The sequence below is a fragment of the Streptomyces sp. DH37 genome (assembly GCF_029813835.1).
Lineage (GTDB): Bacteria > Actinomycetota > Actinomycetes > Streptomycetales > Streptomycetaceae > Streptomyces.
Window position 1 is genome coordinate 119,634 of sequence record NZ_JARVKV010000008.1, and the last position, 25,272, is coordinate 144,905.

Genomic DNA, 25,272 nt, shown 5'->3' on the forward strand with positions numbered 1-25,272 from the left:
TACCGGCAGGCCCCCGCACCGGCAGGCCTCCGTACGGCGGGGCCGGGGGTCCCCGCCGTACGGAGGCGGTCCTGGAAGCGGCTGCACCGGGCGGAGGGGCGCCGGGCGGCGGAGGGGGCCGGGCGGCGGTCCGCTCAGGCCGCCTGCTCCACCTCGCGGACGTCCGGCGCCGCCGGGTCGGCGCCGTCGGACTCCGGCTCCGGGTTCCGGACGGGCTGCCTCGGGATGGCGAAGGCCACCAGGCCGCCGAGCGCGGTGACCGCGGCGCCGATCCACAGGGCGGGCCGTACGCCGTCCACGAAGTCCTGCGCGGACGCGTAGCCGCCGTAGGCCGCGAAGACGGTGCCGAGGACGGCCACGCCCAGGACGCCGCCGACCTCCCGGGCGGTGCTGTTGGCGCCGGACGCCTTCCCGTGCTCCTCCCGCCGCACGGCGGAGAGCACCACCGTGGCGGCGGGCGCGAAGGTCAGGCCCATTCCGATGCCCGCGAGGACCATCGGGGCGACCAGGCGGGAGTAGGGGGTGTCGACCGTCGCCACCAGGTTGATCCAGGCCAGGCCGGCCGCCTGGAGGAGCAGGCCCAGTCCCATCAGCCGGCCGCCCCCCACCCGGTTGGTGAGCATGCCCGCCAGCGGCGCCACGAACATCGGCATCAGGGTCCAGGACAGGGTGAGCACACCGGCGTGCAGCGGGGTGCGCGGCGGCGCGATCTGGAGGTACTGCGCGAGCAGGAAGATCGACCCGAAGACGCCGAAGTACATGGCGGCGGAGACCACGTTGGTGAGGGTGAAGGCGCGGATCCGGTAGAAGCGCAGCGGCAGCAGCGGGGCCTCGGTGCGCCTCTCCCAGAGGGTGAACAGGGCGAGCAGCACCGTGCCGCCGGCCAGGGCGAGCAGCACCCGGCCGTCGGTCCAGCCGCGCGTCTCGCCGTTGACGATGCCCCAGACCAGGGCGAGGAGGCCGACGGTGACCAGCAGCATGCCCTCGACGTCGATGCGGGCCCGCTCCCCGCGGCTCTCCTTCAGGACCACCAGCGCCAGCGGCACCGCGACCAGCCCGACCGGCACGTTGATCCAGAAGATCCACTGCCAGGCCAGTCCGTCCACGACCGCGCCGCCCACCACCGGGCCGAGCGCGACGGCGGTGCCGCTGACCGCGCTCCACAGGCCGACGGCCAGGCCGCGCAGCCGGTCGGGGACGGCGGCGGAGAGCAGGGTCAGCGACAGGGGCATGACCGCGGCGGCGCCCAGCCCCTGGAGCGCGCGGAAGAGGATGAGCTGGCCGCTGCCGGTGGAGAGGCCGCAGCCGACGGAGGCCAGGGTGAAGACGGTGATGCCGGCGACGAAGAACCGGCGGCGTCCGTAGCGGTCGCCCAGGCCGGCGCAGACCAGCAGGAAGCAGGCGAAGCCCAGGGTGTAGGCGTTGACGAACCACTGGAGGTCCTGGGTGCTCGCCGAGAGGTCCTGCTGGAGGGTCCGCAGCGCGGTGGACACCACCAGGTTGTCCAGGGCGGTCATGAACATCGGCAGGGAGCAGGCGACGATCGACAGCCACAGCGGCGTGCGCGTCGCGCCCGGAGCGGCGGATGCGGCGGTGGACAAGGGCGTCCTCCCGGATCGAGATGGTGGACGGGCGGGTGGAGGGACAGGTGGACGGGCGGATGAACGGGCGGGGGGCGGGCGGTTCAGGACTGCCGGGTCCGGGCGTCCTCCAGGCGCGTGCGGGCGTCGTCCCAGGAGATGGGGAGCCGCTCGCCGGGGACGGTCCAGAAGACGAAGTGGGACTGGCGCATGGTGGGCCGCAGCCGCTTCATGATCGAGTTGTGCGGCTCGGCCTTGGCGTAGGCGTACAGCGCCTCCTTGCTCTCCCAGGCCGACAGGGTCCAGAAGACGCCGCGGGTGAGCTGGGCGATGAGCGAGGCCCCGAAGGCGCCCGGCGCCCGGCGGGCCTGCCGCCACGTGGCGAGGGAGAGCCAGAAGAAGCGGGGGACGTGCCGCAGCGACGAGACCTCCAGCCGGGAGGCCATGACGAACGCCTCGGCGGAGGGGGGCGCCGGATTGATCTTCGCCCAGGGGAGTGTCGGCATGAGTCGGGTCCTTGCTCTGCGGAGGGGGCTGCTGACGGGCGACGCGGTGACAGCGCCCGCGATAAATCGATAGTGGAACTATCCGCTATGGATAGTGGCACGTTACACTTCCTTTGTCTACCGACATCCGCAGCCACTTCGGGAGCGAGGAACCCCCGTGAAGATGTCCGAACTGAGCCGTCGCAGCGGCGTGCCCGTCCCGACGATCAAGTTCTATCTGCGGGAGGGCCTGCTGCCGGCCGGGCGGGCGACGGCCACCAACCAGGCCGAGTACGAGGAGGACCATCTGCGGCGGCTGCGCCTGGTACGGGCGCTGATCACCCTCGGCGGGCTCTCGGTGGCCGCCACCCGGGAGGTCCTGGAGGCGATCGCCGAACCGCTCGACCGGTACCGGACCCTCGGCGTCACGCACTACGCCCTGCGCCCCCCGGCGGCCGGCGCCTCCCGGAGCGGTGAGGACGGCGCGGACGACGACGGCAGCACGGCCGAGGTGCAGCGGCTCATCGAGCGGATGGGCTGGACCGTCACCGAGGCGTCGCCGCTCCGGGAGGCGCTGGCCGCCGGGCTGCGGGCGCTGCGCGAGGTCGGCGCGGCGTACGGCGCCGACGAGCTGGCGCCGTACGCCGAACTGGCCGCCGCGACCGCCCGGCTGGACCTGGACCACCTCGCCGGGATCGAGGACCGGATCGACATCGCGGAGCGCGCCCTGGTGCTGACCGTCCTCATGGAACCGGTGCTGGCGACGCTGCGCCGGATGGCGCAGGAGCACGAGAGCGCGCTGCGCTACGCCGACGGGGACGCCGGCGCCGCCGGGTGAGTCACCGGACGGCACCGGGCACCACCGGGTCGACGTACCGCGGCACAGGGGCGGTCCACGGGCCGGGCCCGCCGCCGTCCCGCCGCACCGCCACCCCCAGCCGGTGCCCGCTGGGCGCCGACAGCAGGGCGAAGCTCCAGCGCGGGGTCTCGGCCGCCGGCACCGCCGGGTCCTCCAGCACGATCCGGCCGTACCGGTCCGGGCCGAGCCGGAACCCGTCGAAGCGGTGCTGGAAACCCAGTCCCAGCGCCTTGGTGTACGCCTCCTTCAGCACCCACACGTCGGTGAACGCCCGCGCCCGCTCCGCGGGCGGCAGCCCGGCCAGCAGCGCGCGTTCGGCGGGGGCCAGCCACCGCGTGCCGTACCGGACCGCGTCCTCCCCCGCCTCGGCCGGCTCCGCGTCCAGCCCGCACGGTCCCTCGCCGCTCACCAGGAGGGCGATCAGGCCCCGGGTGTGCGCCAGGCTGAACCGCACCCCCCACGGGTTGGGGTCCAGCTCCGGCCTGCCCAGCTCGCTGCGGGCGAACCGGAGCGCGGCCGGGTCCTCGCCCAGCAGCTCCCCGAGCACGGTGCGGCACAGCAGCCGCGCGCCGAGGAAGCGGCGCCGGCCGTCCGGCGGGAGGATGCGGTCCAGGCGGCCGCGCTCGTCGGGGGAGAGCAGGCCGGCGGCCCGCCTCGCCGTCTCCCCCCCGACCGCGTCCTCGGTCAGCAGCCACACCCCCGCGGTCCGCGCGGCGGTCACTCGGGGGCGGGCGTGGACGCGCGGACGGGGACCGGCCGGGCGGAGAACAGGCGCGGGGCGCCGTGCAGTTCGCGCAGCACCTCCATCACCCGGTCCACGACCTGCGGGTCGGTGACCGTCTCGGTCGGGTACAGCAGCCGCCACACCCGCTCCAGGGAGAGCAGCAGCACCGCGCCGTCCGGGAAGCCGCCGCCGAACGCCTCGGCGGACCCGGTGGCCAGCTGTACGGAGGCGGCGGCGGCGTGCAGCGCGCAGTACCGCTCGGCCAGCCGGAACAGCTCGGCCGAGGAGCCGTACCCGCGCCCCTGCCGCTGCTTGAGCAGGTCCAGTTCCGCCCGCATCCGCGCGAACTCCCCCGCCAGCCGCCCGGCCAGGTCCGCCGCGCGGTTCAGCCAGTCCCGCTGCCGCTCGTCGCCGTGCCGGGCCGCCGCCTCCCGCAGCCGCCGCACGGCCGCCGGCAGCGAGACCACCGTGTCGTCCCGGCCGCGGCTGACCAGGAGCTGGCGGTGCGGCTCCCACGGCGGCAGCGGCGCGTCCGCGTCGTACACCACGGCCGCCCGCCCGGCCGCCTCGGCGCGCGCGGCGTCGTCGGCCGAGACCGCCGTCGTCAGCAGCGCGTCGAGCTGGGCTCCGACGCTCTTGAGGTTCACCACCGTGTTGCCGTCGACGAAGTGGACCGCCAGCAGGTCGCGCAGCATCTTCTGGTAGACGCCGTAGTGCGGGTGGGCGCGCAGGTACTGGCGGGCGCCCAGCACCACCGAGAGCTGCGCCATCGTGCGGTCCAGCAGCGTCGGCACGAAGTACTTGACGACGGACGAGAAGACGCTGGTCTGCTCCGGGACCACCTGGAGGGCCCGGACGGCCGCCGTGGAGACCGCGTCGGCCAGCATCAGATCGGCGAAGGACTCGGCGAGCTGGCGCCGCGAGTAGGGGATGTCGGCGACCTTCTGGCCGAAGATCTCCCGCTGCTCGGCGAAGTCCAGGGTCACCCGCAGCGCGGTGTCCACCGCGCCCAGCGCGATCGCGCAGATCACCGTACGGGCCACCTGAGCGCCCTGGAGGGCGAGTTCGAGCCCCTGCCCCTCGGCGCCGATGCGGCACTCCTCGGGCACGAACACCCCGTCCAGCCGGATGCCGCTCATGTCGATGGCCCGCAGTCCGTGCAGGCGTTCGCCCGGCAGCGGCAGCACCGAACCGGCCGGGCAGCGGCGCTTGTCCACCGCGAAGACCGACCAGCCGCCCGGCCCGCCGCGCGGGTCGGTGCGGGCCTGGACGCTCACCACGTCGGCCACCGTGGCGTTGCCGATCAGCCACTTCTCACCGGTCAGGACGTAGCCGCCGGGGACCTTCTCGGCGCGCATCTCGTTGGCGAGGATGTCGCTGCCGTGGCCGCGCTCGGTCAGCCCCCAGGCCATCCGCCCGCCGTGGTTGATCGCCTCGACGGCGGCCCTGCCCTGCTCGTCGGTGGCGGCGATCCAGGTCGGCATGAACGCCACGTTGGTGATCATCAGCGCGGTGGCGGTGGTCGGGTCCCGGCGGGCCACCAGCCTCACGAGCTGGAAGCCGACCTCCACGTCGCCCGCCCGCCCGCCCCACCGCTCGGGCAGGCAGTAGTGGTGCAGTCCCCAGGACTGCAGCAGGCCGACCATCTCGTAGGGGTACTGCTCGCGCTCGTCGTGGTCGAGGACGCGGCTGAACGGCATCCGCGAGCGGTCGTCGTGCGGATCGCCCAGGTACTCCTCCAGCTCCCCGGCGAGGGAGGCCAGTTTGGCGGCGGTCATACGGCTGCTCCTTCCAGGGGTGCGGGCTCCCCGGGCGCGGTGTCCCCGGCTCCGGGGTCCGGGGTCGCCAGGGGCAGGGCTGCGACGGAGAACAGGCGGTCGTCCGCGTGCAGCGGCAGTACGGCGGCCAGGACCGCCTCCGCGTCCTCCTCCGGCAGCGGCGCGGTGCGGCCCGCGGCCCGGGACAGCAGCACCGTCAGGGCGGCGGCGAGCCAGCCGGCGTCGCCCTCGGGCACGCCGCACAGGCGGCGGTCGCGGTTGTGCCACCACAGCAGCAGGCAGCTCGCGGCGGCGTGCACCCAGCACAGCCGCGCGGCGAGGTCCTGGTCGCGCAGCGGGTCCGCGCCCCGGCGGGCGCGCAGGGCGTGACCGAGCCAGGACACGGCCCGCTCCAGCCGGGTGACGGCCCGCGCCACGCGCCGGCCGGCCGCCTCCTGCCGTACGGCGGCGGCCACCGCCGGCACCGCGGCCAGCACCGGGTCCGCGCCGCGGTCGGACAGCTCCAGGCCCTCCAGGCGCAGCCCGGGCGGCTCGGCGTCCAGCGCGAACACCTGCGCGAGGGCGGCGTCCGGCGCCTTCGCGTGCGGTGCCTTCGAGTCCGGGGCCTTCGCGTCCGCGGCGGGCGACGCGGCGGCCAGCCGGGCGAAGTGGGCCGCGACCAGGCGGAGGTTGGCGGTCGGGCTGGTGTCGATGTAGCGGACGACGGCGTTGTCCCGCCGCAGGACGTCGAACGCCGCGTACGGCCCGTCGCCCAGCACGCCGCGGCTGGCGAGCACGTCCGCGCAGCGCGCCAGCGCCTCCTCGGAGGCGTCGGTGAGCACCTTCTTCGCCACGCTCGACCACAGGCTCTGGGCGGCCGGCAGGACGTGCAGGCCCCGGGCGGTGGCCAGCGCCACCGCGTCCCCGGCCAGCAGCAGGGCCGCGGCGGTGGCCAGTTCGCGCCGCACGCCCGGATGCGCCAGGGCTGGGCGGCCCGCCACCCGGTGGGCGGCGGCGAAGTCCGCCGCGAGGCGCAGACCGGTGTCGGCGCAGGCCAGGTTGGCCGCCGTGCTCACGGTGCGGACCACCTGCATGGCCTTCATCGCGGTCTCCAGGCCCCGGCCCGGCTCGCCGACCAGCGCGCTCTCCGGCACGGTGAGCCCGTCGAAGCGGAATCCGGCGAGGTCCACGCCGCGCATGCCCGCCGGGCGGCGGGCGCCGCGGCGGGCCGCCGCGGCCCGCTCGCCGTCCAGGAGCAGCGCGGAGAACGCGGCCGGGCCGCGCCCGCCGGTGCGGGCCACCACCAGCAGCGCCTCGCACCTCCCGCCGAGGCCGACCAGCCACTTCTCACCGGTGAGGCGGAAGCCGCCGCCCGGCGCGCGCTCGGCCGCGCAGTCGTTGGCCAGCAGGTCGCTGCCGTGCGCGGCCTCGGAGAGGGCGAAGCCCAGCGAGCCGCCGTCGCGCAGCAGCCGGACGGCGAGTTCGCGCTGCCCGGCCGAGCCGGCGATCAGCACGCAGGTGGCCGCGGTGATGCCGAACATGGTGGCGGGCATGACCGCCGCGTCCCGCCGGGCGGCGGCCCTCACCAGCATCAGCGTGGCGTCCATGGCGGCGAGGGTGCCGCCCTCGCCGGCCGGGACGAACGCGGTGCGCAGCCGCGGCCCGGCCCGGTCGGCGAGGGCGTGCGGGAAGGAGCCGGAGGCGTCCCGGTCGGCCGCGGCGGCGAACCCGAAGGGGTTGCGCGCCTCGCGCGGGTCGCCCAGCTCGCGGTCCAGGGCGGTCGCGGCGGCGTAGCGCGGCCACTCCTCCGCGGTCATCGCCCGCCCCCTTCCACGGCCGAGGGCGCCGGCCGGTACTCGGCGCAGGAGCGCGGCAGGCGCACCCCGGCGAGCGCGAGCTGGTGCACCCGCGCGGCGTAGGCGGCGCCGCGCAGCAGGTGCCGGGCGACGTCCGCCGCACGCCGGTTCTCCGGTGCGGCCAGATAGGTGCCGCGCGCCCAGGAGTTGAAGGCGCCCATGGCCGGGCCGCACCACACCTGGAAGTCGGCGGTGCGGTCCGCCTCGCCGGTCACCGCCCACCGCGAGGCCATGCCCAGGTACCAGCGGAAGAGCAGCGCCATCCGGCGGCGCGGCACGGCCGCGGCGCGCCGCAGCTGGTCGGGGTCGCGGCGGGCGAAGTACGCCTCGACCTCCTGCCACACCTCCGCCACCGGGCGGCGGAAGATCTGCTCCTCCAGGCGGCGCAGCTCCTTCTCCGGCAGGGCCTCGATCCCGTCGTACCGCTGGTACAGCTCGTAGAGGCGCTTGGCGCGCATCGGGAACAGGGTGCCCTTCTTCAGCACCTGGAGTTCCACGCCGAGTTCGAACATGTCGGCGGCGGGGGCCATCTCGCAGTCGGCCAGCCCCGCTTCGGCGAGCAGCCGCCGGGCGGCCTCGGAGGTGCCGGACTCCAGGCACGACTGGTGCACGGAGCCCACCACCACGTAGTCGGCCCCCATCGCGTAGGCGGCGGCCGCCGCGTGCGGGGTGCCGATGCCGCCGCCCGCGCCGATCCCGACCGGCACCGGGTAGCGCAGTTCGCGCTGGACGGCGTCGCGCGTCTCCAGCAGCGCCGGGAAGAGGGCGGTGAGGGGGCGCCGGTCGGTGTGGCCCCCGGAGTCCGCCTCGGCGGTGATGTCGTCGGCCAGGGGCACGTACCGGGCGAGTTCCGCCTGTTCGGCGGTGACCAGCCCGCGGGCCAGCAGGTCGGCGACGACGGCCTGCGGGGCGGGCCGCATGAACCGCTCGGCCACCTCGGGGCGCGAAACCTTGGCGATGAGCCGGTTGGCGGCCTCCACCCGTCCGTCGCGGCCCCGCCGCAGCCCGGCCACCCGGTAGCGCACCACGTGGGGGGTGAGGTCCAGGTAGGCCGACGCCTCGACGCATCTGACGCCGTGCCTGAGCAGCAGCTCCACGCCGTCGCGCTCCAGGGCGTCCTCGCTGGGGCTGTGGATGAGGTTGACCGCCCAGGGCAGGCCCGGGAGCTCGGCGGCGAAGCGGCGCAGGGCGCGGTCGATGCGCTCGGGCAGCAGGCCGGCCGCGCCGAAGGAGGCCAGGCAGCCGGAGCGGGCGAGGGCGGTCACCAGGTCCTCGGAGGCGATGCCGCCCGCCATGGCGCCGCCCATGTAGGCGAGGCGGACGCCGTGCCGGGTCCGGAAGGCGCTGGAGCCCAGGCGCTCGGGCGGCAGCGGGCCGAGCGCGGCGAGGACCCGGGTGTGCGGGCCGGGCCGGACGGTGGTGGCGCCGGGCCCGTGCGGGGTGGCGACGATGTAGCAGGGTTCCTCCAGCCGGCCCAGTACGTGCCGGATTCCCTCCGGGTCGGTGCGGGGCGCCTCCGTGGCGGGTGCGGGGCGGGCGGCCCCGGGCACGGGGGTCGTCATGCTGCGGTCTCCTTCTCCGCTTCGTCCGCCGGGGCGGGGAGGACCTCCACCGCCACGTCGGTGAGTTCGTAGATGCGCAGGTTCGGCTTCCAGACGGAGGCGTCGGCGACGACGACGAGCCGGCCGCCGTCCCGGCGGACCTCCTTGATGTGCGTCTCGAAGGTCATCTCGCCGTCGCCGCGCAGGATCTGGCCGCGGTACTTCCAGGCCATGGCGACGTCGAGCGGGACCCCGAACCGCACCGGGCCCATGCCGTCGGCGAGGCCGGACTCGATGACGTACACCTGGAGCGCCTGGATGACCGCCTCGACGCCGAGCGAGCCGGGCATCACCGGATCGCGGTGGAAGTGGCAGTCGAAGTACCAGTCGTCGTCGGCGACGGTGCGCCGGCCGAAGAGGTAGCCCCGGCCGTGGGCGCCGCCGCCGTCCACCACGGTCACCTCGTCGACCATCCGCAGGTGGTCGTCGGCCAGGCGCAGCCCGGTGCCGGGCCGGGGGGTGAACCAGCGGTCGTCGGCGCGCACGGCCAGCGTCCGCATCCGGTCCGGGTCGAGGCCGGCGCGCTCGGTCTCCAGCCACGGCGGCACGTGGGCGCCGGCGTCCAGCCCGACCTGGTGGGCGAGGGCCTTGTCGGTGAAGTAGCCGAAGAGCGACTCGCCCTCGTAGAACACCTCGTCGTCGGCGAGCAGCCGGTAGCGGAAGTTCTGGAGCGTCGCGCCGGGCACGGACTGGCTGGACAGCAGCTCCGACTCGTGCCGGATCGTCTTCCCGCTCAGCTCGGGGCGGCGGACGAAGCGGGCGCGGCCGTCCAGGTTGCGGATGGCCAGCTCCTCCTGCGGGCTCTGGAGAGTGGCGCCGAGGTAGTAGCCGAGCAGGATCGCCGCCTGGAGGGAGGTCTCCATCACCACGCAGTTGGGCATCTCCGGCCCGGCGGTGTCCCGGTAGTACCAGGCCTCCGGCGGGGAGTCGTACTCGGTGGCCATGGTGGCGCCGGGGCTCAGCTCGCCGCGGGTGCCGCCGAGCCGCATGATGCGGTCCACGAACCGGAAGTCCCCGTTGGGGATGTAGGGGGCGCGGCGGCCGGCGTAGATCTCGAACTCCCTGCCCATGGCGGTGGCCAGGTCGCCCTTGGCGGCGTGCGCCAGGTGGAGCTCGTTGATGAACGCCGCCTCGCCCCGCTCGTTGCGGCGGCCCAGGAAGGCCGGGACGCCGCCGGCCTCGGGGCGGTACGGGGTGCCGGGCTTCTCCTGCACCCGCACGCCGAAGTTCCGCATGGCGACGATGGGCTTGTCACCGTCGTAGACCGTGATGTCCGCGACGACGGTGGGCCGCGGGAGCATGGTCAGCTCGATGATCTCCACCTCGTAGCGGACCTCCCGGGTCTGCGGGGTGATCTGGCCGCGCACCTTGACCTCGGTCTCCAGGCCGGGCACGGCCTGGAACTCGGCGTCGGGGAAGACCATGTGCATGCCCAGGTACACGGCGTACACCTGGAGGAGCTGCACGCCGCCCTCGGCGATGAGCGAGCCGGCCAGCACCGGGTCGCCGGTGAAGTGGCAGCGGAAGTACCAGCCGTCGGGGTCCAGCCGCTTGACGGCGGTGAGCGCGCCGAGGCCGCGCGGCCCGCCGAGCCGGTCGACGACCGGGATCTCGTCGATCATGCGCAGCCGCTCGTCGGGCAGCCGGACCGAGCGGTTACAGCCGTCGGCGCTCTGGTCCCAGCGCGGGCCGAAGACCTCGCCGGGGCGGCCGGCGGCGAGCAGTTCCAGGTCGGCGCCGGTGAGGGAGGTGCGGTCGGTGCGGGCCAGCGGCTTGAACCGGGCCGGCCTCATCTCCGCGCGCCGCCTGCGGTCCGCGGCGGTCTCCACCACGCCGAGGGAGTCGGCGAGTTCGGCCGGGGTGAAGAAGCCGGCGCAGGCGTCGAGGAGCTCCAGGATCAGCTCCCCGTTCGCGTAGCAGCGGTAGTTGAAGAAGAACAGCAGGTTGTCGCCGTTCCACACGAAGCGGTCGATGCGGATGTCGTAGCGGAGCGTCTGGCCCTCGCGGGGCAGGCCGCCGTGGAAGACCAGCCGGCTGTCGAGCAGCCGGTAGACGCGTTCGCCGCGGGTGCGGAAGTCGATGCCCAGGTAGGCGATGAGGAGCATGTCGCACTGGCCGGCCTCGATGGTCACCGCGCACGGGACCAGGCCGTCCACCGTGTACCAGGCGCCGACCGGCACGTCGTACTCGGTGGTGATCTCGGAGGGCTCGAACCTCCCGGTCTCGCCGGCGAGCCGGGTGACCCGGCTGACGAAGAGGTACGGCGGTTCGGGGAGGCGGCAGCGGCGCGGGTAGGTGTCGACCTCGGCGAAGGCCGGGCCGAAGACCGGGGCGACCCGGCCGCGGGCGAACTCCAGCAGGTCCTCCTCGTCCCACAGGACCTGCCGCTCCCGGGCGGCGGGCCCCGGCGCGGACGGAGCCGGCGGCGCGACGGCGGCGGCAGGGGGCGCGGCGGCGGCAGGCGGTGCACCGGTCTCCAGGGCCCGCAGCGCGGTCTCGGTGAGCGCGGCCTGGGCGCGCAGCGCGGAGCGGTGCGCCTGGGCGACGGTCGCCGCCAGGGCCCGCAGCGGCGGCGCGGCGGGCCGGGCCAGGGCCGCCGGACGGTACCGCTCGGCGGCGGGCCGCGGCAGCGGCTCCGGCAGGTGGACGAACGGCTCCTCCTCGATGACGATCCGCTCCGACGCCGGGTCGGGGGCGGGGATCACCGGTGCCGTGGGGGCCGGGGGGACGGGCGGCATGGCCGGGGTCACCTCACTGGGCTGGGTCTCCGGGGCGGCGGAGGGGGGCGTGGACGGGCGTGCCGAGTCGTCGGACAGCACCTCGGGCGGGTCGGGGGTGAGGACCGCGGCGGCGGCCCGCGCCGTCCGGTCGGCGATGGACTCCCCGCCGCACGGCACGGAGAGCACCGGCCCCGGCCGTCCGGCGGCGGACGGCTCCGTCATCAGCACGCCCAGGTCGACGGGCAGGCCGTGGGCGACCAGCCGGGCGAGGGCCTGGGCGAGCGCGGCGGCGACGGGCGCGCCGCGCCGGTCCACGGAGACCGCCACGTGGTCGCGGCCCTTGAGCGTCTCGCCGATCCACCGGGTGCAGGTGGCGCCCGGGCCGACTTCGACGAAGTAGCGGTAGCCGCGCTCGTGGGCGGTCTCGGCCAGCCGGGCGAAGTCGATGGTGCTGCGCAGGGTGACCGCGATGCGGCGGGCGATCCGCTCCCGGTCGGACAGGTCCACCCGGTCGTAGTCGTAGGCGGACAGCAGCTCCAGACCGGGGTCCGGATCGCCGAGCGGATAGTCGTTGAGGGCGGCCAGGGCGTCGAGTTCGGGGTCGACGACCGGGCAGTGCATGACGTGGTTGGCGGGCGCCTTCGCGGCCTGGCAGCCCACCTTCGCGATCACGTGGGCGACCTGCTTCGGATCACCGGCGATCACCACCTCGCGCGGGGTGTTGACGTGGGTGAGGAAGACCCGCTCCTGGCCGGCCATGGCCTCCCGCACCGCGTCCGGCCCGGCCAGCAGCACCCGGGTCGCCCACACCTCGCCGTCCGGCACGGAGGCGGGGATGCCCCAGGCGTCGCGGACGCGCAGCTTCGGGCCGCGCAGCCGGTCCCGGAAGAGCGGGGTGGCGGCGAGCGCGGTGTCGTCCCGGGCGGACTCGGCCCACACCCCGCCCGCGAACAGCATGCTGCTCTCGCCCAGGCTGTAGCCGAAGCCGCCGTGGGGGCGGATGCCCAGCACGTCCCGGAGCAGCCGGGTGTGCAGGACCGCGAAGTTGGTGCCGGCGGCGAGCATCACGGGGATGTCGTCGATCAGCCCCTCCTCGTGGCGCATCAGCTCCCGGCGCCCGAGCGGGCCGCGGGCGCGGGGGTGGAGCGCGCGGTGCTTCAGACGGCGGGCCGGGTGGTCGGCCTCCCGCTCGAAGCCGTCGAGGAGCGCGGGGAAGAGGCGGAACAGGTCGCGTCCGGCGCCGGGGTAGGTGGTGAACGCGCCGGGGTACACGAAGGCGACCTTGCCGCCGGAGCCCATCGGGCGCGCGGTGCAGTAGCTCCCGGAGGGGGTGGACCACTCGCCGCCCTCGGCGATGACGCGCGGCAGGTCGCGTTCGGCGGCGGCCAGTTCGCCGACGAGCCGGTCGGCGTCGGCGGCGACCAGGACGGCGGTGTGGCGGGCGCGGCGGGCGGCCAGCTCACGCACCGCCTCGTGCGTCACCGCCTCCGGACCGCGCTCGGCGAGGGCGGTGGCGGCGGCGCGGGCGGCGGCGGCGAGTCCGGGGCCGTCGTCGGCGGTGAGCGGCAGCAGCAGGACGCCGGGGCCGCCGCGCCAGTCGGCGGCCGGCCGTGCCGGGGCGGCGCCCTGCGGCACACCGCGCAGCACCAGGTGGGCGGCGGTGGCGCCGGCCGGGCCGTGGTCGCCGAGCAGGCTGAGCGCGGCGGCGCGGGCGGCGCCGCGGCGGCGGACCGGCCAGGGCTGCGGATCGCCCAGCACGGTGAAGCGGGAGCCCTCGAGGGCGGCGTCCTCCGGATCGGGCAGCAGGCCGTCGGGGGCCGCGGGGAAGTCGGCGTGGTGCAGGGCGAGCACGGCCGTGGCCAGGGCGGCCAGCGGCGCCGCGCGCTGTGTGTCCCCCACCAGCGCGCCCGTGGATCCCAGCACGCAGCCGTAGGGGTCGCCCGCGCCGGTGTCCCCGACCGGGTCCGCCGCCGGGTCGTGGCGGTAGACGGAGGCGAGGGCGGCGGCCTCGGCGCGGCGGACGGCGGGGGTGGGGCCGCCGAGCTCCAGGTACTCGATGTCGCCGGGGGCCGCCCCGGCGTCGGCGAGTGCGGCGCGCGCCGCCTCGGTCACGGCGGCGTCCCGGCCGGCGGTCGCGCTGCGCACGCGCAGGGCGTCCACCGTCGCGTACACCCGGCGGCCGGTGTCCTCCCCGGCCCGGGTGACGACCACGGCCACCGCGCCGTCGCCCAGCGGCGGCGGTTCCTCGCCGTCGCGGGCGGCCTGCCGGGCGCGGGCGCGGGTGTTCTCCGCCCCGGCCGCCAGGTCGACGCCGCCCACCAGCACCGCCTCGACGGCCGGGTCGAGCAGCAGCAGGCCGGCCACCTCCAGCGCCCGGACCGCCGCCGTCCCGTCCGCCGCGACGGTGAAGGAGGGCCCGGTGAGGTTGCGCGACGAGGACAGCCTGCTCGCCATGATGTTGCCGATGTAGCTGAGGACCTCGTTGGCGCCGATCGGCTCGTGCACGGCACCGCGCACCGCCTCCTCCAGGCGGTCCAGTTCCTCCCGGCCCAGGTGCACCCCGGCCCGCTCGCACTCGGCCCGTACGTGGGCGCCGATGTCGAACCGGGCCCGGTGGGTGTGGGTGCGCGGCTCCATCTCCATCGCGATCACCACGCCCACCCGCCGCTCGGGCAGTTCGTCGGCCTTGGTGCCGGGGGGCGGCGCGGGGTACCCCGCGTCGGCGAGGGCCTGTTCGGCGGCCTCGAAGAGGGCCAGGTGCTGGGGGTTGGCCTGGGCCAGCTCGTTGGGCGGGATGCGGTAGGTGCGGGGGTGGACGTCGATGCGGTCCAGGTAGCCGCCGCGCGCCGCGGAGTCCTCGGCGGGCGTGCCGGCCAGCGGGCCGCGCGCCATCGCGTCCGCGCCGTACCAGCGGTGCGGCGGGCGTCCGGTGAGGGCGGTGCGGCCCAGCCGCGCGGCGCGGTGCAGCGCCCCGGTGCCGGCCAGCGGGCCGAGCCGGGTGCCCAGGCCGGTCACCGCGAGCCGGGGCAGCGGGGGCGGCTCGGGCGCCCGGACGGGCTTCTCCGAGGGCGCGGGCACCGGCACGGACGCGGCGGTCTCCGGACCGCTCAGGACCAGGTGCGCGTTGGTGCCGCCGAAGCCGAACGCGGAGACCGCCGCACGGCGCGGCCCCTTCCCCTCCGGCCAGGGCCGCCGCTCCCGCACGATCCGCTCGGCGGCGGCCTCGCCGCCCGCCGGGCGCAGCGGCTCGGCCACCCCCGGCGTGGCGGGCACGGTGCCGTGCCGCAGCGCCAGCACGGCCTTGAGCAGGCTGGTGAAGCCGGCCACGGTCAGCAGGTGCCCCACGTTGCCCTTGACCGACCCCAGCAGCGGCGGCACACCGCCGTGCTCGGCGAAGAAGACGGTGAGGCCGCGCAGTTCGGTGGCGTCGCCCAGCGGGGTGCCGGTGGCGTGGCACTCGATGTAGTCCACGGTGGCCGGGTCGATCCCGGCGTACGCCTGGCGGTAGGCGGCGAGCTGCCCGGCCTGGTTGGGGCTGAGGAGGTGGCGGCCGGCGCCGTCGTTGCTCAGCCCGATGGACTCCAGCACCGCGTACACCCGGTCGCCGTCGCGCAGCGCGTCCGCGAGCCGCTTCAGGACGAAGGCCCCGGCGCCCTGGCCGGTGACGATGCCGGTGGACCGGCCGTCGAACGGCTGGCTGACGCCGTTGTCCGGGTAGGCGCGCAGGTCGGAGAAGGAGAGGTGGATCAGGAGCGGGTCGGGGGCGCAGACCGCCCCGGCGACCATGGTGTCGGCCCGGCCGGTGGCCAGGTAGTCGCGGGCCAGGGAGATGCCGTAGAGGGCGGAGGAGCAGGCCGCGTCCAGGGCCAGCCGCGGACCGCCGAGTCCGAGGGCGTCGGCGGTGGTGACCGCCGGGCCGCCGAACGGCCACAGGTTCTCGGGGGCGGGTTCCCCGTCCGCTCCGGGCGCGTCCGCGGGCAGCGGCAGCCCGGCGCGGGAGAGGCCCTCGGTGACGGCCTGCCGCACCGGCGGGGTGCACAGCCGCACCGACTGCTCGGTGGGGAAGGCGTAGTTGCCCAGGACCAGGCCGGTGCGGGCCAGAGCGTCGGGGTGCGCGTCCAGTCCGGCGTCGGCGAGGGCCTGGCGCACGGTGTGCAGGGACCAGTGGACCACGCGGTCCAGGGAGGCCAGGCGCTCGGCGGGCAGGCGCAGGCCGTCGAGGGGTATGGGGGGCTCGGTGACGAAACCGCCGCGCACAGCGGTGACGCGGTGGTCCGGGTCGCCCCAGCCGCCGGGAACGTCGGGGCCGGTGCCGAAGACGTCCCGGCCGCCTTCGGTGCGGTGGTCCGCACCGGCGAGCAGGCCGGTCCAGAACTCCTCGGGGCTGTGGGCGCCCGGGAGCAGGCAGGCCATGCCGACGATGGCGACCGGCTCGTCCCGGCGAGGTGAACGCGACATTTTTCTCCGTGACTTCCGCTCGGTGGTGGGTTCTGGGACGGGCGAGGCGTCGGCGGGCGGGCAGACGGCGGTGGGCCTCGCGTACGGGCCGTCCGGCGGGGCGGGAGGGGGCCGGCCCCCTCCCGCCCCGCCCGTCATGCGGATGCGGGACGGAACTTCTCGTCGAGACCGGGGGCGTGCACGGCCTCGACCCCGCGGAACTCCAGCAGGACGTGCCCCTGGGCGGTGCACGCGGTGACGGTGCAGCGGATGCCGCCGGAGGTCTCCGCCACCTCGTCCACGACCACCAGGAACCCCTCCGCGCCGGGCAGTTCCGCGTACCGCCGTGCCTCGCCGACGGCACTGGGCAGCACCGCCTGGCCGCGGTGCACCCGCGCCCAGACCAGCACCGCCTGGAGCAGCAGGTCGGCCAGGACCGGGCTGTACCCGGGGGCCTGCCAGGCGCCGTCGGCGATCGGCGCGTCCGGCAGCCGGCACGCCAGCACCATCCGCCGGCCGTCGTCCAGCACCTCGGTCAGACCCCGCAACCGGGGACCGTGGAAGAGGGTGCCGTCGGTGTACGCGGTCACCGGGCGGCCGGTGCCGGGAGCCGGCAGGCCGGTCAGGACCGGCGCGGGGGGCAGCGCCCCGGCCTCGGCGCGCGCCCGGTAGCGGGGGCGGCCGTCGCTGTCCCGGACCGCGACCTCCCACGCCTCCGGCGTACCGGCGGGCCGGACCGCCAGGCGCAGGCCCGCGGGCCGCCGGTCGTCCAGCACCAGGCCCTTGTGCACGGCGAAGCCGGTCACCCGGTTCACCCGGGTGCCGGGCAGCACCTGGCGGACCGCGTTGAGGACCGCGCCCAGCGCCGCCGTCGCGGGCAGCACCGGGTGGCCGCCGATGGCGTGGTCGGCCAGGACCGGGTCGCCGTCGAGGGGGGCGAGGGAGCGGTGGAGTTCCACTCCCCCGGCGGGCAGCGCGGCGGGCTCCGGGGCGGACAGCGGGGTCACCGGCCCGACCACGCACACCGTGTCGCCGCCGTGGTCGGCCCCGAACTGCTCCGTGAAGTACCGGACGCCCTCCTCCAGGGGAATCAGCGGCACACCGCGCTCGGCGAACATCCGCTCCAGCTCCGGGGTGACCATGCCGCCCGCCCAGGCACCCCAGTTGACGGAGGTGATCCGGGCCCCGGGCGTCCTCCTGCGCAGCGCGCAGGCGAGCTGGTTCAGCGCCTCGTTGGCCATGGCGTAGTCGGACTGGCCGCGGTTGCCGAAGAACCCGGCGACCGAGGAGAAGAGCAGCAGGTGCCTCAGCCTGTCGGCGGGCAGCGCGTCCAGCACGTGGCGCAGCCCGGCGAGCTTGGTGCGCAGCACCCGGTCCACGTCCTCGCCGCGCTTGGCGGTGACGAGGGCGTCGGCGAGCACCCCGGCCCCGTGCACCACCCCGGTGACGCGGTCGGCGTACGGGGCGAGCGCCCGCGCCACGGCCTGCGGGTCGGTGATGTCCACCGCCGCGTACTCGGCCGGGGACCCGGCCTCCGCGAGGTCCGCCAGGGTGCGGCGGATCTCGCGCTGCCCGGTCAGGTCCCGGGCGATGCGCTCGACCTCGCGCGGGGTGGGCTTCCCGCCGGCCCGCTTCAGCTCCGCCGCCGCAGCGGCCCGCAGCCCGCTCTCCGGCACGCCCCGGGCCCAGCCGGGTTCGTCGGCGAGCTCGGTGCGGCCGAGCAGCAGCAGCCCGGGGCGGTACGCGCGGGCCAGGCCGACGGCGCAGGCGGCGGTGACCCCGCGCGCCCCGCCGGTGACCACCAGCAGGTCGTCCGGGCCGGGCTCGGGGGCGCCGGACTCGCCGGGCAGGTCCCCGGGCCGCTCGGACAGGTCCAGGGTGCGGCGGGTGCCGTCGGCGGCGAGGCCGACCTGGGCGATGCGGGCGTGGGCGTCGTGCGCCTCGTCGAGGAGCAGTTCCGCGCACCGCCCGGCGGACAGTGCCGGGTCCAGGTCGACGGCGCGGCAGAACACCGCCGGGGCCTCGATGGCGAGGGTCTTCACCAGCCCCGGCACCCCGCCCAGGACGGCCCGTTCCGGACCGGCGGCGCCGGTCAGGCCCATGCTGCCGTCGAGCCGGGTGACGGTGAGGAACGCCGCCCGGCCGCCGTCGCCCGCGCTCCGCTCCAGCAGGGGCTGGACGGAGCCGGCGAGCAGCAGGGTGTCCCGCAGCGCGACGGCTGCGGCCTCCTGGCCGTCGGCCTCGACCTCGGCGACCACCAGGTCCAGCCGGTCGGGGGCCCCGGGGGGCCGCACGCCGGTGTGGACCGTCCACCCGCGGGCGCGCAGCAGGTCGGCGAGGGCGGCCAGCGGGCCGTCGCCGCCGGTGTCACCCGCCAGGAGCGCGTGCGGCGCGTCCCGGTAGGCGTCCGGCAGGAGGTCGGGGGCGGGCAGGGTGCTCAGCCGGGCGTGCCGCCGTCCCAGGCCCGGGCTCAGGCTTTTGGGGCGGCCATCACCTCCTCGGCGCCGGCGGCGGCACCGGCGGCACCGGAGACGAAGGCGATGATGTCGTCCAGGGTGCGCAGTTCCGCGAGCTTCTCGGGGTCGGCGGAGGCGGAGCCGGGGAAGCGGTCGCGGAGCGAGCCCATGATCTCCACGCGCTTGATGGAGTCGATGCCCAGGTCGGCCTCGACGTCCATCGAGGTCTCCAGCATGTCCACCGGATAGCCGGTCTTCTCGGCGACGCTCTCCAGCAGCGCCTTGCGGACGTCCTCCTCGGTGACAGCGGCCGGGGCGGCAGGGGCAGCAGGGGCGGCGGACGGAGCGGGCTCCGGCGCGGCGGGCGCGGTCTGCTGCGGAGCGGGGGCGGCCGGCTCCTCGTAGGTCGGCGCGGGGGCGGGAACGGGCGGCTCCTCGTAGGCCGGCGCGGGAGCGGGGGCGGGGGCGGGAACGGGCGGCTCCTCGTAGGCCGGAGCGGGAGCGGGCGCGTACGGGACGGCCGCCGGGGCCAGCGCCGGGGCGGGCATCGCGGCGGGAGCGGGGGCGTAGGCGTACGCGTCGGCCGGGCCCGGCGCGACGCCGCTCTCCAGCAGCACGAAGCTGCGCAGCACCTCGCTGGCCTGGGCGTGGCTCTGGCCTATCGCCACGCTCTGCTGGCTGATGGCGGTGATGCCGGTGAGGACGTTGTCGCTGGGCGAGCCGTCCAGCAGGTTGGTCAGCCGCTCGGCCACCCGGAGCTGGCTGCCCAGGTACTCGCGGTGCATGGACAGGTGCTCCCAGGCGACCGCGCCCGTGCCGGGCAGCCCGGCGGGCGCGGGCGCGCCGCCCTGCCCGGCGGGGGCCGCCGCCACCGGGACGGCCTGCTGCTCCTGCGGTACGGCGGGCACCTGCGCGGCGGGCGCGGCGGCGGCCTCGACGCGGTAGCCGTTCCCCAGGGCGTCCTGGTAGGCCTGCTTGCGCTGCTCGGACACGTGGTTCACACCGTTCAACGGAATCGTCATCCCCTCTGCCGGGCGGGCCGGCTCGATGTCAGCGGTGTAGCGGTTGCATTCGGTCAACGGCGCGCCGAGCACGAGGAGCCGCGCGGCGAGCTGCTTGAGGGCGCGGTCGCCGTCCCCCTTGGGACCGGGGTCGGCGCTGAGGACCACGACGTCCTCCCGGTCGGCGAGCGTGCGGCGCACCAGGCCGGACAGCACGGACTTGGGACCGAACTCGACGAAGACCCGGAAGCCGTCCTCGTACATCTCGGTCACCCGCGGGGCGAAGTGCACGGGGGAGGTGAGCTGCCCGACCAGCACGTCGCGGTTGCCCGCGATGCGCCGGCCGTAGGAGGCGCCGGGGGTGTCGGCGTACACCGGGACCGCGGGCGGGCGCACCTTGACGGACTCCACGGCCTCCCGGAAGCCGGCCACCGCGTGGGCGACGTAACGGGTGTGGAAGGCGGCGGCGACCGGGAGTTCGCGGGCGGTCAGGCCCTCCGCGGCGCAGGCCGCGACGAAGGCGCGTACCGCCTCCGTGCCACCGCCCACGACCACCTGGTCGGGGGCGTTGACGTTGCACACCTCGATGTCCTTGTGGTCGGCGGCGATCCGCTCCACCTCCTCGGCGGTCGCGGAGACCGCGGCCATGGTGCCGGGGTCCTCGGCGCCCTCGGGCCGCAGGGCCATCGCACGGCCGCGGGCCCGGGCCAGGCGGTGGAGGTCCTGGTCGCCGATGCTGCCGGCCGCCCAGAGCGCGGTCAGCTCGCCGAAGCTGTGGCCGAGTACGCCGTCGGGGGCGAAGCCCAGCTCGGCCAGGTAGCGGTACTGGCCCGCGGAGAGCGCGCCGATGGCGGGCTGCGCGTAGTCGGTGCGGCGCAGCGCGGCGTCCTGCGCGGCGCGGGTGGCGTCGTCGAAGGCCGGCGGCGGGAAGACGGTGCGGCCCAGCGGCTCCGCCCCGGCGAACTCGGCCGCCGCCGCGTCGAAGGCGGCGCGCACCGGCGGTACGGCCATGGCGGTGCGCAGGCCCATGCGCAGGTACTGGCTGCCCTGCCCGGCGAAGAGCGCGGCCACCTTGGCCCGCGCGCCCTCCTCCGCGCCCTCCCCCGTGCCGCCGCCCAGGAGCGCGGTGCGCCGGTAGTAGGCGCCGCGCGGCAGGGCGAACTCCTCGGCGTCGGGCCGGGCACGCAGCTCGCGGGCGGCGGCGGCGCGCAGCTCGGCGGCCTCCTCCGCCCCCGAGGCGACGAGCGCCAGCCGGGCGTGGCCGGCCGGAACCGGCTCGGTCCCGTCGGCGGGGGCGGCGTCCGACTCCAGCAGGTCCAGGAGCGCCTGCGGTCCTTCGGCGTGCCAGACGTGGACGCGGGCGGCGGGAGCCAGGACGGCGAGCCCCTCGCCGCCGGGATCGTGCTCCTCCAGCACGCAGTGGAAGTTGGTGCCGCCGAAGCCGAAGGAGGAGACGGCCGCGCGGCGGCGCTCGCGCGCCGGGTCGGCGATCCACGGCTGGGCGAGGGTGTTCACGTAGAACGGGGAGTTGGGGAAGTCGACCGCCTCCCGGGGCCGTTCGACGTTGATGGTCGGCGGGAGCACCTTCTGGTGCAGCGCCAGGGAGAGCTTGATGAGCCCGGCCGCGCCGGCCGCCGCCTTGGTGTGCCCGATCTGCGACTTGACGCTGCCCACCGCGGCGAACTGCCGCTCCCCGGTGGCCTCGGCGTACACCTCGCGGAGCGCGGAGAGCTCGGTGAGGTCGCCGACGTGGGTGCCGGTGCCGTGGCACTCGACCAGGCCGACCTGCTCGGGGCCGAAACCCGCGTCCTCGTAGGCCCGGCGCAGCGCGGTGACCTGGCCCTCCTTGCGCGGCGCGTAGATGGACTTGAAGCGGCCGTCGCTGGAGGTGCCGATGCCGCGCAGCACGGCGTAGACGCGGTCGCCGTCGCGCTCGGCGTCGGCCAGGCGCTTGAGGGCCAGCATCCCCAGCCCCTCGCCGATGAGGGTGCCGTCGCTCTCCTCGTCGAACGGCCGGATGCGTCCGGAGCGGGAGAAGGCGGGGGTCTTGGAGAAGCACATGTACATCAGGATCGTGTTCTCGGCGTCGCAGCCGCCCGTGAGCATCAGGTCGGCGCGGCCCGACACCAGCTCGGAGACGGCCATCCGCACGGCGGCCAGGGAACTGGCGCAGGCCGCGTCCACGGTGCAGTTGGTGGCGCCGAGGTCGAAGCGGTTGGCGATGCGTCCGGCGACGACGTTGCCGAGCATCCCGGGGAAGGAGTTCTCCTCCCAGGGGGCGAACGCCTTGGTGAACTTGTCGGCGATCTCCTCGGCGTCCCGCTCGCTCAGGCCGCAGCTGCGCACGACCTCCTTCAGGACGGGCGTCTGGAGGCGGGTGGCCAGGGGCTGGGTGAGCGAGTTGGCGCCGGTGACACCGAGGATGCAGCCGGTGCGGGAGGGGTCGTACCACTGCGAGCCGGGGGCTCCGGCGTCCTTGAGGGTCTGCTTGGCCACCATCAGGCTGAGCAGCTGGAGGACGTCGGTGACCTCCAGGGTGTTCGGCGGCAGGCCGAACTCCAGCGGGGAGAACGGGACGGTGGGGATGAAGCCGCCCCGCTTGGCGTAGGTCTTGTCCGGGACGGACGGGTCGGGGTCGTAGTAGTCGGAGATCTTCCAGTGGGTCTCGGGGACTTCCTCGATGCAGTCGTTGCCCTCGGCGATGTTCTGCCAGAACTCGTTCAGGTCGCCGGAGCGCGGGAAGAGGGCGCCCAGGCCGACGATGGCGACCGGGGTGTCGGAGAGCTTGCGGGCGGGAGGTTGCTGTGGCTGAACCATGGGGACTCCAGACCGGTGTCGGGGAGGACTCCTGTGGGAAGGGCCGGCGCCCTCGTCACCCGGGGACGGGTGCCGTGGCGGGGACCGCCGCCGCCGCGATGCGCCGCAGGGCCTCCGGGTCGCGCAGCATCGAGTAGTGGTCCCCGGGGACGTGCCCGGTGCGGAGGTCGTCGCCGAGGCGGGACCAGCCGAGCGGATCGGGGGTGTCCAGGAGGCCGCGCCGGGGACGCAGCAGGGTGATCGGCAGGCTGACGGGGCGCGGGTCGTGGGCGGCGGCCAGCCGGTTGTTGCGGCGCAGGCCGTCGAGGTAGGTGTCGTAGACCTTGCGCAGCCCCGGGAGGGTGGTTCCGGGCCGCAGGATGCCGCTGTCCAGCCCGGCGCGCAGGACGCGGTCCAGGGCCTCCTCCGGCCGGTCCTCGGCGACGTCCGGGAAGGCGGCGGGGAGGGCGTCCGGGTCGCCGTCGCGCTTGGCGGCCAGGTACATGCAGAACCAGGGCAGCGCCAGCCGATGGCCGATGGCGTCCTCGGGCTGCACGTAGCCGGGTACGGGCGCGATGCTGTCCAGCAGCACCAGCCGCAGCGGCCGTTCGGCCTCCTCCAGCAGACCGGCCAGCGCGTGTCCGACCACGCCGCCGAAGGACCAGCCCAGCAGGGTCCAGGGTCCCGAGAGCAGCCCGCGGGCGCGGAACTCGTCGGCGGCCCGGGCGGCGAGCCCGTCGATCGAGGTGGTGACGCGGCCGCTGTCCAGCGCCGCCCGGAAGTACTCCGGGACCTGCTCGAGGTCCATCACGTGCAGCCCGGCGCCCGGCGGGAGCGCGGCGGCGAGGCCGGCGTAGTGGGCGGCGGGCAGGGCGCCGGGGTGGATCACCAGGACCCGGGTGCCCCCCGGCGCTCCGGCGCCGTCCCCGAAGGCGCGGACGAGTTCGGGCCGGGGACGCTCAGGCCGCATGTTCGGCCTGCTTCTCGGCTATGTACTGGGACAGCTGCGCGATGGTCGGGTGGTACCACAGTGCGGTGGTCTCCAGTTCGAACCCCAGCCAGTCCTCCAGCTCGCCGGAGAGGACCAGCGCCTCGGTGGAGTCCAGGTCGAACTCGTCGAAGTACTGCTCGGGGTCGACCTCCGAGGGGGCGACCCCCAGTTTGTAGGCGACCTTCTCCAGCAGCCACTCCTGGACGGCCTCGGCGGTGAGCGGCTGGGCGGTGGCCGACGCGGTCTTTCCGGTCGGGTTGTCGGACATCGGGTTTCTCCTTAGGGGTGGCCTGGGAGGCCTGGACACGGCCGCGGGGTCGGCGGCCTGGATTCCGAGCATCTGGGTCAGTTCCGTCACCAGCCACGCGGCGGCCGGGCGCGCGGAGGCCCGGCGGTACGCGTGCGGCGTCGGCACGGGGGTCAGGCGGCGGCTTCGCGGGAGCGGCGCAGGGCTTCGCGCACCGCCTCGGCCGCCGCGCCGCCGGAGTCGAAAGCGGACTCGTGCAGGCCGATGACGTCCGGCCCGAGCTTGCGCGAGTGGAAGTACGAGCCGGCGAACATGACGCGTCCGGCGGGGTCGTTGAGGGAGTAGATCTCGCTCTGGAGCCTGCGCGCCTCGATCGTGAAGACCGGGTGCCGGTAGGAGATCTCCTCGATGACGCGGTCCTCGCGGATGTCCACCCCGGAGTCCAGGGTGAGGAAGTAGTCCCTGGTGCCGTCCAGGCACTGGAGGTCGTTGAGGTAGTAGTTCACCCAGGAGACCTGCTCGCCGTCGACGTTCCTGCGCCCGTAGTTCCAGCTCCGCCAGGTCGTCCGGTCCTCCGGCATCACCGACTCGTCGGTGTGCAGGGTGGCGCGGGTGGGGTGGTAGGCGAACGCCTCCAGGATCCGCTGCCGCGGGGTGGGGTTCTCCAGCATCGCCAGGGAGTCGTCCGCGTGCGTGGCCAGGACCGCGTAGTCGAAGCGCTCGGGGCCTGCGGCGGTCCGCACCACGACGCCGTCCTCCTCCTGCCGCACGCCCAGCACCGGGGTGGCCGGCCGTATCCGGGAGCGGGCCGCGCGCAGCCGGGCGGCGGCGGCGCGGACGTAGGAGACGCTGCCGCCGGTCACCGTCCGCCAGGGGGCGGTGCGCCCGCCCAGTCCCTCGGCGCCGTGCGCGAAGAAGAAGGCGATCACCGTGGAGGCGGGCATCTCCCAGATGCGGTCGGCGGGCACCGACCAGGCGGCGGTGGAGATCAGCACGACGAAGCCGTACCGGAACTCGTCGGAGTACCCGTTCCGGTCGAGGTACTCCCCCAGCGGGACGTCGGCCTGCTTGCGGATGAAGTGCTTCGGCGACTCGGCGAGGAAGCGCCTGGCCTCCTGCCACAGGAGGACGAACTCGGCCGGGTACCGCTCCCGCACCTCGTCCTCGGGGAGCTCGAAGTCGTCGGACACGTAGGCGCTCTTGACGTCCAGGTCGAAGAAGCAGAACTTGCCGGGGTGGCTCTGCGTCGGCACGCCCAGCTCGGCGAAGAAGCGGGTGATCTTCGGGTAGTGGGGCTCGTTGTAGACGATGAAGGCCGTGTCCAGGCCGAAGGTGCGGCCGGCGTCCTCCACCTCGACCGTGTGGGCGTGCCCGCCCAGCCGCGGTGCGGACTCGAACAGCGTGACCTGGGCGTCCTCACGCAGGTGATAGGCGGCCGATATGCCCGCCGCCCCGCCTCCGACGACGGCCACCCGCGGCTTCACCGGCCCCTCCCCTCGGTGATCAGGACCTCCTGCGCGGAATTCCGGGTTTTGAAGCGCATGGCAGACACAGTGCTCCCTTGGATTGCGATCACTTCTCCGCGCGGCTGTGGAACAGCCGGGTATGTGCATTCGAGAGCCACCGGTCGGGCGAAGAATGCCGCCCTTTTCTGCGCAGCCCTGATACGGCCGCCTCTCCGGGCGGCCGTGACCCAGAAATCGCCCACGGCCTCGTCGGCCGAGCGGAGTGCGAAATGTCGAGCGTGCGGTCAGTGATACTG

13 protein-coding genes are annotated in these 25,272 nt (G+C 75.7%); 1 reads left to right on the forward strand and 12 read right to left on the reverse strand.

The window, feature by feature from the left end; translation table 11 throughout:
* Positions 1-134: 134 nt before the first annotated feature.
* Complete coding sequence (locus QC029_RS06960; protein WP_279554564.1) at positions 135-1,601, reverse strand: MFS transporter; 1,467 nt, start codon at positions 1,599-1,601, stop codon at positions 135-137.
* 83 nt (positions 1,602-1,684) lie between these two features.
* Positions 1,685-2,086, reverse strand: a complete 402-nt coding sequence (locus QC029_RS06965; RefSeq protein ID WP_279554565.1) for a DUF3291 domain-containing protein — start codon at positions 2,084-2,086, stop codon at positions 1,685-1,687.
* Between the two features lie 163 nt (positions 2,087-2,249).
* On the opposite strand from QC029_RS06965, the gene QC029_RS06970 reads away from it, so the two are divergent.
* The gene (locus tag QC029_RS06970) at positions 2,250-2,903 is read left to right on the forward strand and encodes a MerR family transcriptional regulator (RefSeq protein WP_336621564.1); all 654 of its coding nucleotides are present in this window, start codon (positions 2,250-2,252) and stop codon (positions 2,901-2,903) included.
* A 1-nt stretch (position 2,904) separates the two neighbouring features.
* Here the strand turns inward: QC029_RS06970 and QC029_RS06975 are convergent, their stop codons facing one another.
* The 10 genes from QC029_RS06975 to QC029_RS07020 all read right to left on the reverse strand — a co-directional run bounded on the left by QC029_RS06975 (position 2,905) and on the right by QC029_RS07020 (position 24,994).
* Positions 2,905-3,645, reverse strand: a complete 741-nt coding sequence (locus QC029_RS06975; RefSeq protein ID WP_279554567.1) for a 4'-phosphopantetheinyl transferase superfamily protein — start codon at positions 3,643-3,645, stop codon at positions 2,905-2,907.
* Positions 3,642-5,426, reverse strand: a complete 1,785-nt coding sequence (locus tag QC029_RS06980) for an acyl-CoA dehydrogenase family protein (protein WP_279554569.1) — start codon at positions 5,424-5,426, stop codon at positions 3,642-3,644. Before QC029_RS06980 ends, QC029_RS06975 begins: the two co-directional genes overlap by 4 nt.
* Entirely contained in the window at positions 5,423-7,222 is a 1,800-nt protein-coding gene (locus QC029_RS06985) for an acyl-CoA dehydrogenase family protein (protein WP_279554570.1), read from the reverse strand. The genes QC029_RS06980 and QC029_RS06985 overlap by 4 nt, the downstream gene beginning before the upstream one ends.
* A complete protein-coding gene (locus QC029_RS06990) occupies positions 7,219-8,823 on the reverse strand; it encodes a PfaD family polyunsaturated fatty acid/polyketide biosynthesis protein (protein WP_279554571.1) in 1,605 nt (534 codons plus the stop codon). Before QC029_RS06990 ends, QC029_RS06985 begins: the two co-directional genes overlap by 4 nt.
* Positions 8,820-16,040: a beta-ketoacyl synthase N-terminal-like domain-containing protein gene (locus QC029_RS06995; RefSeq protein WP_279554572.1), complete on the reverse strand. Its 7,221-nt coding sequence runs from the start codon at positions 16,038-16,040 to the stop codon at positions 8,820-8,822. The genes QC029_RS06990 and QC029_RS06995 overlap by 4 nt, the downstream gene beginning before the upstream one ends.
* 134 nt (positions 16,041-16,174) lie before the next feature.
* Positions 16,175-18,313, reverse strand: a complete 2,139-nt coding sequence (locus tag QC029_RS07000) for an SDR family NAD(P)-dependent oxidoreductase (protein WP_279554573.1) — start codon at positions 18,311-18,313, stop codon at positions 16,175-16,177.
* Between the two features lie 176 nt (positions 18,314-18,489).
* Positions 18,490-22,293 (reverse strand): beta-ketoacyl synthase N-terminal-like domain-containing protein, encoded by a 3,804-nt coding sequence (locus tag QC029_RS07005; RefSeq protein ID WP_279554574.1) that lies wholly within the window; start codon positions 22,291-22,293, stop codon positions 18,490-18,492.
* A gap of 55 nt (positions 22,294-22,348) precedes the next feature.
* Entirely contained in the window at positions 22,349-23,242 is an 894-nt protein-coding gene (locus QC029_RS07010) for a thioesterase domain-containing protein (protein WP_279554575.1), read from the reverse strand.
* Positions 23,232-23,531, reverse strand: coding sequence for an acyl carrier protein (locus QC029_RS07015; RefSeq protein WP_279554576.1), 300 nt, complete (start codon positions 23,529-23,531; stop codon positions 23,232-23,234). The genes QC029_RS07010 and QC029_RS07015 overlap by 11 nt, the downstream gene beginning before the upstream one ends.
* Positions 23,532-23,683: 152 nt before the next feature.
* Entirely contained in the window at positions 23,684-24,994 is a 1,311-nt protein-coding gene (locus QC029_RS07020) for an NAD(P)/FAD-dependent oxidoreductase (RefSeq protein WP_279554577.1), read from the reverse strand.
* Between the last annotated feature and the right edge of the window lie 278 nt (positions 24,995-25,272).